Origin of the sequence: Paenibacillus sp. GXUN7292, assembly GCF_050864975.1 — a bacterium.
GTDB lineage: Bacteria > Bacillota > Bacilli > Paenibacillales > Paenibacillaceae > Pristimantibacillus.
In genome coordinates, this window is sequence record NZ_JBOZWO010000003.1 from 144,016 (window position 1) to 156,966 (window position 12,951).

Consider the following 12,951-nt stretch of genomic DNA (forward strand, 5'->3'; position numbering starts at 1 on the left):
TATTCAATATACCTTTATCTATCCAGTATAGCTAACAATCGGCCATACCAGACTAAAGACACGATATTGTCAAATTATTGTGTATAATGAAGACAGTATACTTCTTTTGAAGGAGGGCTTTTGATGAATAAGTTTATGGCGAGAGCTGTAGAGCTTGCCGCTGATAATGTTCGCAGCGGAGGACAGCCATTTGGCGCTGTATTGGTGAAGGATGGGGAAATTATTGCAGAGGGCGTCAATGAAATGCATATCAAGCATGATGTGAGCGGACATGCGGAGCTGCTGGCTATAAGGCGCGGGCAGGAAAAGCTGCAAATCAGCGATCTTTCCGGCTTTTCGATGTACGCAAGCGGTGAGCCTTGCGCGATGTGCCTGACAGCTATGTATTTCGCTGGAATGGACCAGATTTATTATTGCGCGTCAGTTGAGGATGCCGCTGAGGCTGGCTTGGGAAAATCGAAGCAAATTTACGACGATCTAAGACATGCAAGAGAAGACCGCGGATTAAAAATTGTACATATGCCGCTGCAGCAAGGACAAGAAAACCCGATGCAGCTCTGGAAGGATAAACAGTAGTAAAGCAGGGCTCACCGATGAGTCATGGCAATGCTCGAGGCTGCATCGACAAAATTCTTCGTCCATGCAGCCTGTTCAGCACTATTTCGGATCCACTGCCGTAACTTGTCCTCCTGTCATATCAACCAATTGTTCAAAGGTCAGCTCAAACACTGCAAACGGATGACCGCCAGCCGCCCAAATCGCAGCATACTGGCGCAAATCCTCGTCAATCAATGTTTTTACTGGAGCCAGATGTCCGATAGGCGGCACTCCGCCAATGACATATCCGATCTTTTCACGAATAAAATCTGCATCCGCCTTTGATAATTTGACATTCAGCATTTTGGAGACATGCTTTTCATTAACCCGATTGGTCCCGCTAGTAACTATGAGCAGCGGCTCGTCCGTTTCGTTGATACGAAAAATAATCGATTTGGCAATTTGCGCTACGCTGCAGCCAATCTGGTCAGCTGCTTCCTGCGCTGTTCTAGTGCTGCCGGGCAGCTCTATAACTACGTTGGCAAATCCTCTTCTTGCCAGTTCAATTTGCACCTTTTGCGCGCTTTCTTTCAATTCGTTCACGTTCATACTATTCATTCCTTTCCAGTCTTTCTTAGTTCCCGGAAGCTATCGCAGCTTCGCTATTCGCAGGATGAAGCTTAAGCTTGGCATCCGTAGGCAAAAATGCCGCAAGCAGGCCAATCAAAGGCAAGTATGCACAAAGCTTGATAACAAAACTGATACTAGTGTAATCTGCTAAATTACCGAGTACAACTGAACCGATCCCGCCGAGACCGAATGATATACCGAAAAACAGCCCCGACACCATCCCCACTTTGCCAGGCAATAGCTCCTGTGCATAAACGATAATAACCGAGAAGCCCGATAGTAAAATAAATCCGATTAACACGGATAATATCATCGACCAAAATAAGTTAGCAAACGGAAGTATTAAAGAAAACGGCGCTGTACCCAGTATCGAAAACCAGATCGCATTACGGCGTCCAATCCGGTCTGCCAGCGGTCCGCCTACGAATGTTCCTAATGCGCCTGCAGCAAGCATCGCGAAAATATACATCTGTGCTTGCGCGGTGCTTAAGGCATGCTTTTCTATTAAATAGAAAGCGTAAAAACCACTCATGCTAGCGGTATAAACAAATTTGGAAAACAGCAGCATAATCAAAATTGAAATAGCATAGGAAACGGTAGAAGCAGGAAGCTTACCGCTAACGAAAACTTCAGCTTTTGGCTTTTTAACCTGAACGCTCATATATTCCCGATACCATCTGGCTACAAATATTTGTACCATAATCGCAATTAATGCAGGAATTACAAACCAGATAATACCGAATTGGCCCAGTGGTACAAATATTAAAGCTGTAAAAACAGGGGCGAGCGCTTGCCCGATATTTCCGCCGGTTTGAAAAATCGATTGTGCCAAGCCTCTTCGTGGTCCTGCAGCTAAATAAGCTACTCGCGACGCTTCGGGATGAAGGATTGATGAACCAAGTCCAATTAGTACGACCGAGAATATAACTTGTGCAAAATCTGCCGCAAAGGCCAAAACAATCATGCCTAACAGCGAGAACACAACGCCTATCGGCAATAAAAAAGGCTTTGGCTTGGAGTCCGTATATAATCCAATTAACGGCTGAAACAAGGATGCCGTCACATTCAACGTTAAACGCAATCCAGCCGATTTGCGCAAAGCTAAGCTTAAGCGAATCGCGCAGTATAGGGAAAATGGCCGGAATGACCGATTGAATCGCATCGTTAAATAGATGCACCAAACTTATTGAAAATAAAATCGAAAAAACGGTTGTCTGTACTGCGCTGTTGCTAGCTTTCATCTCTCTCCCACTTCCATTCATCTTATCATCTGATGTTTACTATCAAAAAAAACTGTCACTTCTCTTATACCTGTTTCTGCTCCTTTTCTATCGCTGCGGCAGCAGTGTTTTTCTATCAGGTTTTTAAAGCTCGGCTAACGTGCCGTCAAGATTAAGGATCGTCCATTTCACAGCAAGCTCCGCATCTTGTTGTTTGACAGCCTCATAAATCTGCTCGTGATAGTAAGTATGAGGATCATGCTCGCTGTACTCTTTTTCCAGCTTATACATAGTATTGAGCAAAACATCGGAAAACGTGCGGAACAAGTCAATGATGACGGCATTTTTGCTCGCTATAGCAAGCGCCATATGAAATTCGATATCCGATTTTACATATTGGTCCCGATCTCCGCGCTTCAGTGCTGCCCCGCGTATATCCAAAATCTCTCGCATCTTCCGCAAATCCTCTTCATCACGGCGGCTCGCAGCCAAACGCGAAATTTCCAGCTCCAGCATTTTGCGGACTTCATACACTTCAATAATCTCGGCGCGATGAAGCCTTTGCGCAAGCGGCTCCTGAATAGTCGGCTTTTTTCTCAGGAAAGTGCCGTAACCTTGCTTTTTCTCAAGCAATCCGGCATGGACAAGCACATGAACCGCTTCCCGCACCGTTGAACGGCCCACCCCCAGCATCTCCATCAACTCCGGCTCAGTAGGAATTTTATCTCCTTCCTGGAGATTGCCGCTGGAAATTTGCTGCTGCAGCTGTTTAACTACGTCATCAACCAGCTTATGCTTGTTCAATGCTTGAAACGACATTTTCTCATTCATCAGATCATCTCCTGTTTGGAGAAGTTTAGCATCTTTTTGAAGTCATTTCAATAAAAATTTACAGAAAAAAGCCCTGACCAATGCTGGACAAGGCAATGAATACTTATTTATCTACACCAATACGAAAAATGCATAGTCTCTTAAACGGAAGCTACTGCTTAAATATAAACCCGTCCTCACATTCAACAATGAGCTGGAAGCTCAGCCTGTCCATGTTTTCACGGTTCAGCTTTAATTCGGGATAGTCATTCTTAAACACAATTGTTCTCGTGTAGGTATAGTTCTGCTCGCCATCGTTTTTCGAAGGGCCTTCCCCATGTTCCCGCCCATACTGCTCCAGGCTTACATCTTCGCCAATCTCCCCGGAGGCCTTCGCGACATTATACTTATCCCTCAGGTAGGCATAATCTCCGTCCTGAAGCTCTACTTCACTGGTAATGTCAAGCTCCTCTACCAACTCATTGTCATAAAGCACCCTTAGCTCCGCACTCTTGAAGCTTGTGCCTTGGATCCCAAGATCCTTAACCGTAAACGAGTATTCCATTCTCATCCGTTCTGAATCAATACTCCTGCCCGTGCTTGTCACATAGACCCTTGATCCATAAAGATCATTATAAAGCGGCAATAACTGCTCTGAAGCATTCAACTGGCGCTCTCCGTCGCCTACCCGCTCAATAATATTATAGAAGTAATTCTGATCCGACTGCAGCTTTAGCTCGGCTTTATAGGAAAGGCTGCTTTGAACCGTCAGCGGCGCTTCCTGCACTTGCCCATTGTCGGTTTTATAAACTACCAAAAGCTGTGCAGAAGGCGCAACTTCTTTCAGAGTTATAGACAAATCGACTACAGCTGTTTTTTGTGGAAAGCTGACTTCTTTAATCTTATATTCAGTGGCAGAAATTTTCTCAGATTGTGACTGCAGTTCGTTCATTACACCGTTGATGATCTGGTAATTGAGGTTTGCAATGCTATTTTGCATATTCTGCATCCGCTGCTCTGTAAGTTCACGGGTTCGCTGCTGTTCCTTTTTAATGGTATAGCCGTAATAAGTCGTTACAACCAAGTTCGCGGCCAGCAACACAATAGCTACTTTCGTTTTATTCATACGTTCCCCCTGCTTCGTAGTAGCGTCTGATTTTCACACCATCATAGCATTGAAAGGCAAGACCCAGCAATCAAAGGCAAGCAGTTCGATTAAAAAATGTAGCTCCTCGTCGATCCATTGCTGCCATAGCTCGAAGCTATTTTACTTCCGGTGCTCAGGCCTTTCTATTCCAATGCTCAGGCATTTCTACTGAAGGCGGCAAGCTGGTTTGCTTATCTCCCGCGGCGGAATTCACCTGAGCTTGTGTCAAAAAAATACAGCCGTTAAGATTAGCACCACTAAGATCAGCATCTCTAAAATCAGCGCCAATCACATCCGCATACCTAAGGTCCGCCCCTCTCAGATCTGCGGCAATAAATAAAAATCCTCGTAAATCAGCACCCCGGAGATCAATGCCACTTAACCGCGCTCCGATATGATCTCTTCTTTTCAAAACTTTATTAAGCTTATTGTTCTCCTTATTACCTTTCACTTTTGACCGCACGAGACGACTTGCTTGAATGAATAAATCATTAACATATGCACGGTGTTTCGATACATCTAATTCCAGCAGCAATTGCGGCTCTTGGTTGGTAAGCTGTTCGATATCCAGTTTGGCTTTAAACAGCTGTTCATGAATAGACTTCGTATCCTCCAATTGAAGAGCCTCGCTTAAATAAGCGAGCATTTCATAGAGTTGTTGCATTACGGGTAGAACATCAAACATTTCTTTTGCAAGATGGGGATTCTGCCGCCAATCTTTCCCGCTATACGTGTACTGAGAAACCTGCTGCCCCGCACCAAAGCAATCATATACTGTACAGCCGCGAAAACCCTTATTTCTTAAATCACGATGAATGCCGCAGCGATAATCCGCCTGTAAATTCGTACAAGGCGTTCCGGCATCCTTGTTCACTGCAAAGTCAGCAGACTTGGCAAATGGCAGCGCTGCGCAGCATAAGCCGAAGCATTTTTCACAATCCCCACGATATCTCTCTTCTATTAAGCTATTAGACAATGACTTACACGTCCCTTTAATCAGGCATCAATTAACATAATCCGGCTGGCTATGTCATTCGTTATTTTGCAAATATTATATTTTTTACAATCTGGCAGAATGAATAGCGCAGGTATATCTTCAATTCTAGTTATGTTAAAATTACTATAAATCTCCATTAGTTTCAAATATAAAGGAGCATGATCCGCTATGGAATTACATATATCCAACGAAACCAGTGATACTTCAAAGCAGTATGTAAGAAATCAATTAATCGCATTCAACGTCCAGCATTTTCCTGAACATTTAAACGGGAGATACCAAGAGGTAGGCCTCTACTTGAAAGATGCAGATGGACATATTTTCGGGGGGCTTGTTGGAGAAATATGCTGGAACTGGCTTGAAGTTCATTTGTTATATGTAGATGAGCAGCTGCGCAAATCCGGTTACGGAAAAAAACTGCTGCTAGAAGCTGAAAAAATAGCTAAGGAAAAACAATGCGATTTTATAAAGCTCAATACGTTAAGCTTTCAAGCATTGGATTTTTATAAAAAACAAGACTTTGAAGTATATGGAACGATCCATAATGCAGGAGGCCATACCCATTACTATTTAAAAAAAGATATTTAATTGCTGCAAAACAAATCGGATAGGTGTGGAGCCGCTAAGCCAACTATTTTTCAACTATGAAAGGAATGCGTGTATGGATAATTTAATTGCGATTTTACAAGAAGAAAAAGTTGAATTTGAAATTATTCATCACGATAAACCGCTTCGTACTGCACAGGAAGGTGCGAACCACTTTGGAATTGAGATAGGTCAGACAGCGCCTACTTTAGTTCTCAAGTCTGAAAAAGGCTTTTTCGCGATGATTGTTTCTGGAAACCGTGGACGCGTGGACTTAGATAAAGTTGCGGAAATTATAGGTTGTGACCAATTGAAAATGGCAAACCCAAAAGAAGTTCAACAAATAACGGGATACACGGTTGGGAGTGTCTCTTTAGTGCTTTCCTTGCCATGCATCTTAGATAGAGAGCTGTTCCGTTATCCCTTTATTTATGGAGGTACGGGCGAACCAGCATCTACATTGAAGCTTGCCCCTGCGGCACTAGAAAAACTAAATCAAGTTGTCGCTTATTTGGATATCGGTTGATAAACCCGGGTATTTGTACGTTTTTTCGTACAAAGTGGACACACGGTGAGGAATCCGGAGCATTTGGGGGCGGGTTTTTGAACAAAATGGGGACGTTGGACACTCGTTCCGCTATTTGCCCAAAACTTACTGTTTTCGAAGTTTCGCGGACAGACGTTCCGTTATCAGCGCATTTCCCGCCTCTTTTTAGGTGTTTTTTGAGCAATAGCGGAACGTCTGTCACTTTTATTGGCCAAAAGGAGCTAATTAAGCACAATAGCGGAACGTCTGACCAGATGGTTACGACCACGCAAACACACCAGGTTCGTCTAACAAGTTACCATCACACATCCAATAGGCTACTCTTCTATTACTATAAAGTCATCGTAATGACGTTCTATTTTATTATTGATTAGATGGATCGCAGCAGGAGCCGCTGCAACAAAAGCATCATACAAATCGCTTATCAAAGAACGAAGCTCCTTGTCGTGATCAAGCTCTTCACGCTTAACGTTAAATTCATCGGGGCTGCCAGGCTGAATACGGTTTGTAAGAAGCGATTCCGTCACCTCAATGTTCTCGAGCAGCTTATCATCGCCAAAATACGTTAATCCCGCTTTAATTGCTGACCAAATGTTAGCCTGTGCAATAAAATAGGCACTCCACCAATAATACTCGGCAGCTGATTGAATCGCATGATTGTAATAAGCGCGAAATGTAAATAACGCCCGCTGCCCGTCCGTCAGCTCCCGATAAAATTGCTCCTTCATCGCAGTGCTATTCTCGATAGGCTGCTCTGCCATTCTCTGCTTGTAAACCTGCAGCATAGGTTCGAAACAAACATCAAATAATTCATCCCTAGCAAGTACATCAAACTGCTCCCTTTTAACCTTCAACTTTAATATAGTTACCACTCTCCTCTTTAGCATTATAACAGAAAATGTAAATGGAGAGTTCCAACATGCTACCGATTAAAGCCCCCATCGATTGAATAGAGCGAGCCCGTTATATACGATGAATCATCTGACAGCAGGAATGCCGCAAGCCGTGCAACCTCCTCTGGCCGTCCGCTTCTGCCAATCAAATTATTTACATCCTGGTTTGCGTAATCTTCCGATTTAATATCGCCAGGTATGATAGCATTGGCGCGTATAGCATATGGTGCATTTTCAACGGCAATAATTCTGGTCATATGATTTATGGCCGCCTTGGCGGAGCTATAAGCAATCGGCCCATCTTTGAGCGGAATCTTGCCAAGCACAGAAGAGGTATTTACGATAGCTCCACCGCCTAGCTCCTTCATCGTAGCAACAGCATATTTGTTGACAAGAAAAGTGCTGGTCAATGTTCCATGAATAACGTTCTCCCAATCCTGCAGGCTCGCCTCTGATATCGTCTTCCAAATCTGCTTATATACATTATGAAATAGTCCATCCAATCGATTATATTTCTGCTTTATGATTTCTATAATTTTAATATTTTCACTTTCTAGCGTTGCATCTGACACATATAAAGACACTCGATCACCGTATTTACTTTTCCACTCTAGCGCTGCTGAATCATTCGTATGATCCTGCAAATCGGTACCAATAACATGTGCGCCTTCCTCTAGAAAATGTTCCACTGAGGCTCTACCGATTAATCCCATTGCTCCAGTTATCCAAATTACCTTATCTTCTAATCTATATTTTGGCATGCCTCTCTATCCTCCTGTAAACTGCTAAGATTAAATAGTAAAACCTCATTAACTCACACTAAAGCCATTACCCTTTTACGCCGCCCAATGTAGCACCCTCCATAACCTTGCGCTGGAACAAAATGTACATAATAATCGGCGGGATCATCGTGATGACAAGACCAGCGAACAACGTTACCCAATCCGAGCTGTACTGCATCCTTTTATGGGCAAAATACATATTGACGGCCATCGTGTACTTTGACTCCTCACCCAAATAAATAAACGGTGCAAGAAAGTTATTGTACAACCCGAGGAATTTAAAAATAGCGACCGTCACAATACCTGGCATAGATAACGGAAAAATAATTTTCGTAAACACTTGAAAGATGGAAGCACCATCCACAAATGCACTTTCCTCCAGCTCCTTCGGCAATGACTGCATAAACCCGCTTAAAAGCATTAAGAAAAATACACTTTCCCCCAAGCTGTCCAAAATAATAAGCCCGGTCAAGCTGTTTGTCAGATGAAGGTCACGCATTAATACATACTGCGGCACCAGTGCATTAATGCCCGGGAGGAATAAAGACAGCATAATGGAAGCCCAAAGCAGTTTTTTTCCCTTGAAATTGACCCTGGTTAACGCGTAAGCGTTCAGCGCAGTAAGGAAGGTACCAGCAACAAGGCTTACCCCGACATAATAGACCGTATTAAGCAGCACCTGACCCAGCTTGAATTTCTCCCAGGCGCTTGTGTAGTTGGACCATTGCAGCTGAGCAGGAAGCGCCCAAATATCTTGGAAAAACTCTCGGTTTGTTTTTAACGACTCATATATAAGCCAAAAAATGGGGAGTATGATCGATAAAGCAAATACAGCCAAAAGGATTCTCCAAAGCAAATCACCGATAAAAGATGACTCCTTAGTCATATGCAACCCACCCGTATTTTCAAAGTTATTACGCTTAATATTCCAAATCATCATTTGGCATTAATTTATCGATTAGCAGCTTTCCGCCGACAAGAATAATAAACAAGAACATGCCGATCGCTGACGCATAGCCATAATTTTGTGAACCTTGCCCAAACGCTTGATTAAACATATAAAGTCCTATAACATCCGTCGAGCCAGATGGCCCCCCATTCGTCATAATTAAAATAATTTCGAAGCCCTTGAACGTTCCAAGAAATAAAAAGAGCAAGGTTACCCTTATGACTGGATTGATGAGCGGAATCGTAATTTTAACTAGCCTGTTCATATAACTTGCACCTTCTAATATAGCCGCCTCATACATCGACTTTGGAATACTTTTCATAGCATTCATAAAAATAACGACATAGAATCCGACCGCTCCCCAAATCATTGGAGGAAGCAGCAGCCAAAGCGCTGTTCCGGGATCAGACAACCAGTAATATCCCCCATTATCAAAGCCTAAAATCCGCAATACTCCATTAAGCAAACCGTTAGCTCCATCGTAGATATATACCCATAGAAGCGTAATTACAACGGTTGAAAGTATGTTTGGGAAGAAAAATAAAACTTTGTAAAAGGGAGCTTCTCTATAGCCTTTATTTATAAGCAAATAAGCAAGCACTAAAGAGATGATGACCGTTAATATAGGCAGTGTGATCATTAGAATCAGGTTATGATACAGGGCCCGCCAAACATAATTGTCTTTGAACATATAGACAAAGTTATCCAGGCCGATAAATTTAGCCTCCGTTATGCCATCCCACTTCAGAAACGCATAAAAAAATGACATCAGGTTTGGATATAAGGTAAAGAGCAGATAACCCGCGTAAGAAGGTACTATTGCTATGATTAGAAACAGCCATTTCTGTCTCTTTTGGTTTAAAAACCCTGACTTCATCCTTTCATCACCATCCTCACAAAAGCTTGCAAGGGGAGCAGCGCTCCCCTTACTTCATCTAGTCAGCCTACCACAATTTCTTTTACTTTATTTACTTACAGAGTCGATAGCTTCCTTCAAAACCTCATCTGCTTTCGCCATAACAGGAGCAATCTCTTTTTTCCCTGTAATTAGATCATTCGCTGCTTCCTGAATGACTTTAGTCGCATTGTTCACAGCTGGATGGTCAATGACGACATCTATTCTCATAGACTCCGAACGAACCTTATTTTGAGATAAATACTCCATGACCGCTTTAGGAGCATTTTGCACCTTTTCCATACGTGCCGCATCGTCAGCAAAATCTTTGCGTACCGGGAAAATTCCAGCGTTTTCTACCATATAGGTTTGTTGATCCAGCGTTGCAAGTGAGAGTAAAAATTCCTTTGCCCACTTCTTGTTCAAGTCTGGCTTGCCGCTCCAAACGACGTAGCCGCCGGATGTATAATCACTCATAATCCATTTCGTCTGATTAGGATCGTTGCCAACAGGTATCGTCATAAAGCCCCATTCGAAGCCTTCCGGTGTAGCATCCTTCATTTCATTGCCAACCCAATCGCCAGTCGGCACAAGCGCTGCTTTACCTTGCAGCACCATCATCTGGGATTGCGTATGGTTGATCGCAGCGACACCGTTAGCTACATAGCCCTTCTTGCCGATTTCGGCCATCTTTTCCCAAGCTGCAATATTTTCCGCACTGGAATACTTCGGCAACGTCATACTTCGGAAATCTGTAAGAAGCTTATCCAAAGTGCCATTGATTTCAGCGATTTCAAACTGTTTTGGCCCAAAGCCAAAGGTATGGAAATATTCAGGATAGACACCTGCATAGACGATCGGTGTTACGCCCTTTGCTTTAATCGTTTCCATCAGCTGCAAAAATTCATCCCAGGTTTGAGGGTTCATATTCCAGCCATTTTCCTCAAACAGCTTTTTATCGAAGAACCATCCCGTTGTATAACCGCCCACTGGGACGTTGTACGATTTCCCTTTATATCTCGGATTATTATCGTAAACGCCATCAAGCAACGCATCCTTCAGCTTCAGGCCCGGCACATCCGGAACATCTCTTTCCCACAGCTCATCAATCGGCTCATACTTTCCTGCGTCGATCAGCTTAACGCTATTGGAATCAATTTTGCCAGGAAAAAGATCGAACATGTCTGTATCGCTATTCGCGGCAATTTTAGTTTTAATCATGTCATAGATAGCAGGTGACGCATTAATTTCAAACTTTACATTCGGGTATTTCTTTGTAAAATTATCAATCGCATAATCCAGCCACGCTCTGCCGTAACCGTTTTCATCAATACCTATTTTTAAAGAAACCTGCTCCGTTTTAGAAAGTCCGTTCTCGGGATATACCTCATCTTGTGACGGCTGTTCTGCGGTATTTGTAGCTGCAGATGTCGGCGAAGGCGAATTTCCTTCATTTCCCCCTCTGTCGCCGCAAGCAGAAACTAATGTCATGATAAGTGCAAATACAAGTACCAGCGTTAATTTGGCATTCTTTTTCATTGTAACCCCTCCTCATTCATATCCATGTATGCCTTTTCATGATGCCGTCCTTGAAGCCCCTCATTAACTTAGCAAGCTTCCCCCCTCACAATTAAGTGTCGAGCACAGCTTTACTATAAAATAAATTAGTTTATTTTGTCAATATAAAATATTAATATATTTATAAAATAATTTATACTATAAAACGACTCCCTGTATGTTCTTTAAGGAAGCATGCTGCAAAAGACAGTACGACACGCCCCTAAAGCAAGTTATGATAGGTGTCGAAAAAATAAATTATTTAATTCAAATTTCAAAAAACTACACCTTTTACTTGCAGCTTGCAATTTAACCAATCTAATAGCTCAATAAATATTTGGTGTCGCCATACGATGATAGGCAGTAAAATGGTCAGTGACCGTTCCTCTGCGAGCGCGATCGTCAAAATAAAGCCTTTCCTCCACCAGTTCTTCGAGCTCTGTTATATCACCTGACAGATAAAGGCTGACTCTATTCTTAACCGTCTTTAATCTAGCAATTCACCGCCATAACGTAAATCCAGCACTTCCCATCCGAATGATTTATAGGCATTCATCCACAGCTTATAATGCGTTTCCTGCAATTCCTCAAGCCTCACCAGCAATTCAGGAATTTCCTGGTCCACAATAAAAGACAGCATTTCACCGTCCGCTGAATCGTAGGCCTTTTTAAGGCGAATGCCCATATCCGCCTTCATCCCTAACACACCGCAAAGCTTAGAGGGCAGCTCCAGTACTCGCCGCGAGATGGAACAACAATCCATCCGCTTACTAATCTCTCCTTCCAGAAGCTTGTAGTGCTCCGCTAGAGCCAATCCTTCCACATGTCTGTCGAATAAGCCCAAAAGAACATCCTGCCATAGCAAATATTTCGATGGGTTAGAAAAATCAAGCGGATCAATATCCATCCCGGCAATATCGTCCAGCTTCTCGATTATTAAATAATGATCAAGCGGAATATTCGTACAAAATTCAAGTCTGCGTTCATATTTGCTTTGGTCAAAATCGAGCATATACGCATGCTCAGCAAAAAATTGCAGGCCTGGCAACGCGGACCAAATATTGTTCTCCGCTCCATTGTCTCCCCACGAAGTAATAAACACCTCGCGAATTCCTTCCTCCTTACACGTCGCAAGCGCTGCTTCCGAGCACCGGAATGTTCTCGAATAATGTGTGCACATGCCAAGCCATGTCCATACGCCACCTGCGAATACGGGGATGGAGCCGAATTGCTTATGCTTTTGTATAAAGTTACGGTACAAATCGGGATCGTCATGATAATAATCCCAATAAACAAGCTGTGCATCCTTTGGAATCTGCTCTACGGTTTGTTGAGAAACAACGGCATCCGTGTCATAGTAGTGTCAACTGAATCAATCCCCTAATCTGTTATTTACCTCTTA

14 protein-coding genes and 1 pseudogene are annotated in these 12,951 nt (G+C 43.0%); 3 read left to right on the forward strand and 12 right to left on the reverse strand.

Annotated features, from left to right (window positions below; genetic code table 11):
- Window positions 1–123 precede the first annotated feature (123 nt).
- Window positions 124–576 (forward strand): nucleoside deaminase, encoded by a 453-nt coding sequence (locus tag ACRRU2_RS04900; RefSeq protein WP_432500171.1) that lies wholly within the window; start codon window positions 124–126, stop codon window positions 574–576.
- An 81-nt stretch (window positions 577–657) separates the two neighbouring features.
- Here ACRRU2_RS04900 and ACRRU2_RS04905 read toward each other — a convergent pair whose 3' ends face one another.
- The 5 genes and pseudogenes from ACRRU2_RS04905 to ACRRU2_RS04925 all read right to left on the reverse strand — a co-directional run bounded on the left by ACRRU2_RS04905 (window position 658) and on the right by ACRRU2_RS04925 (window position 5,320).
- Complete coding sequence (locus ACRRU2_RS04905; protein ID WP_432500172.1) at window positions 658–1,146, reverse strand: YbaK/EbsC family protein; 489 nt, start codon at window positions 1,144–1,146, stop codon at window positions 658–660.
- Between the two features lie 25 nt (window positions 1,147–1,171).
- Window positions 1,172–2,408: pseudogene (locus ACRRU2_RS04910) on the reverse strand (MFS transporter).
- 123 nt (window positions 2,409–2,531) lie between these two features.
- Entirely contained in the window at window positions 2,532–3,218 is a 687-nt protein-coding gene (locus ACRRU2_RS04915) for a FadR/GntR family transcriptional regulator (protein ID WP_331699773.1), read from the reverse strand.
- 151 nt (window positions 3,219–3,369) lie between these two features.
- The gene (locus ACRRU2_RS04920) at window positions 3,370–4,323 is read right to left on the reverse strand and encodes a hypothetical protein (RefSeq protein ID WP_432500173.1); all 954 of its coding nucleotides are present in this window, start codon (window positions 4,321–4,323) and stop codon (window positions 3,370–3,372) included.
- Between the two features lie 154 nt (window positions 4,324–4,477).
- Window positions 4,478–5,320, reverse strand: a complete 843-nt coding sequence (locus tag ACRRU2_RS04925; RefSeq protein WP_432500174.1) for a pentapeptide repeat-containing protein — start codon at window positions 5,318–5,320, stop codon at window positions 4,478–4,480.
- A gap of 189 nt (window positions 5,321–5,509) precedes the next feature.
- Between ACRRU2_RS04925 and ACRRU2_RS04930 the strand changes: the two genes are divergently transcribed.
- Together ACRRU2_RS04930 and ACRRU2_RS04935 are read left to right on the forward strand one after the other, a co-directional pair.
- Complete coding sequence (locus ACRRU2_RS04930) at window positions 5,510–5,929, forward strand: GNAT family N-acetyltransferase (RefSeq protein ID WP_432500175.1); 420 nt, start codon at window positions 5,510–5,512, stop codon at window positions 5,927–5,929.
- A 73-nt stretch (window positions 5,930–6,002) separates the two neighbouring features.
- Window positions 6,003–6,452, forward strand: coding sequence for an aminoacyl-tRNA deacylase (locus tag ACRRU2_RS04935; protein WP_432500176.1), 450 nt, complete (start codon window positions 6,003–6,005; stop codon window positions 6,450–6,452).
- Window positions 6,453–6,790: 338 nt separating this feature from the next.
- Here ACRRU2_RS04935 and ACRRU2_RS04940 read toward each other — a convergent pair whose 3' ends face one another.
- The 7 genes from ACRRU2_RS04940 to ACRRU2_RS04970 all read right to left on the reverse strand — a co-directional run bounded on the left by ACRRU2_RS04940 (window position 6,791) and on the right by ACRRU2_RS04970 (window position 12,810).
- Entirely contained in the window at window positions 6,791–7,345 is a 555-nt protein-coding gene (locus ACRRU2_RS04940) for a hypothetical protein (RefSeq protein WP_432500177.1), read from the reverse strand.
- Window positions 7,346–7,395: 50 nt separating this feature from the next.
- Complete coding sequence (locus ACRRU2_RS04945; RefSeq protein ID WP_331699779.1) at window positions 7,396–8,127, reverse strand: SDR family NAD(P)-dependent oxidoreductase; 732 nt, start codon at window positions 8,125–8,127, stop codon at window positions 7,396–7,398.
- Window positions 8,128–8,194: 67 nt separating this feature from the next.
- Window positions 8,195–9,034, reverse strand: coding sequence for a carbohydrate ABC transporter permease (locus tag ACRRU2_RS04950; RefSeq protein WP_432500178.1), 840 nt, complete (start codon window positions 9,032–9,034; stop codon window positions 8,195–8,197).
- Window positions 9,035–9,068: 34 nt separating this feature from the next.
- Entirely contained in the window at window positions 9,069–9,974 is a 906-nt protein-coding gene (locus ACRRU2_RS04955) for a carbohydrate ABC transporter permease (protein WP_331699781.1), read from the reverse strand.
- 87 nt (window positions 9,975–10,061) lie between these two features.
- Window positions 10,062–11,531, reverse strand: a complete 1,470-nt coding sequence (locus ACRRU2_RS04960) for an ABC transporter substrate-binding protein (protein ID WP_432500180.1) — start codon at window positions 11,529–11,531, stop codon at window positions 10,062–10,064.
- 344 nt (window positions 11,532–11,875) lie between these two features.
- Complete coding sequence (locus ACRRU2_RS04965) at window positions 11,876–12,049, reverse strand: hypothetical protein (protein WP_432500280.1); 174 nt, start codon at window positions 12,047–12,049, stop codon at window positions 11,876–11,878.
- Window positions 12,037–12,810, reverse strand: a complete 774-nt coding sequence (locus tag ACRRU2_RS04970; RefSeq protein WP_432500182.1) for a hypothetical protein — start codon at window positions 12,808–12,810, stop codon at window positions 12,037–12,039. Before ACRRU2_RS04970 ends, ACRRU2_RS04965 begins: the two co-directional genes overlap by 13 nt.
- Window positions 12,811–12,951 lie beyond the last annotated feature (141 nt).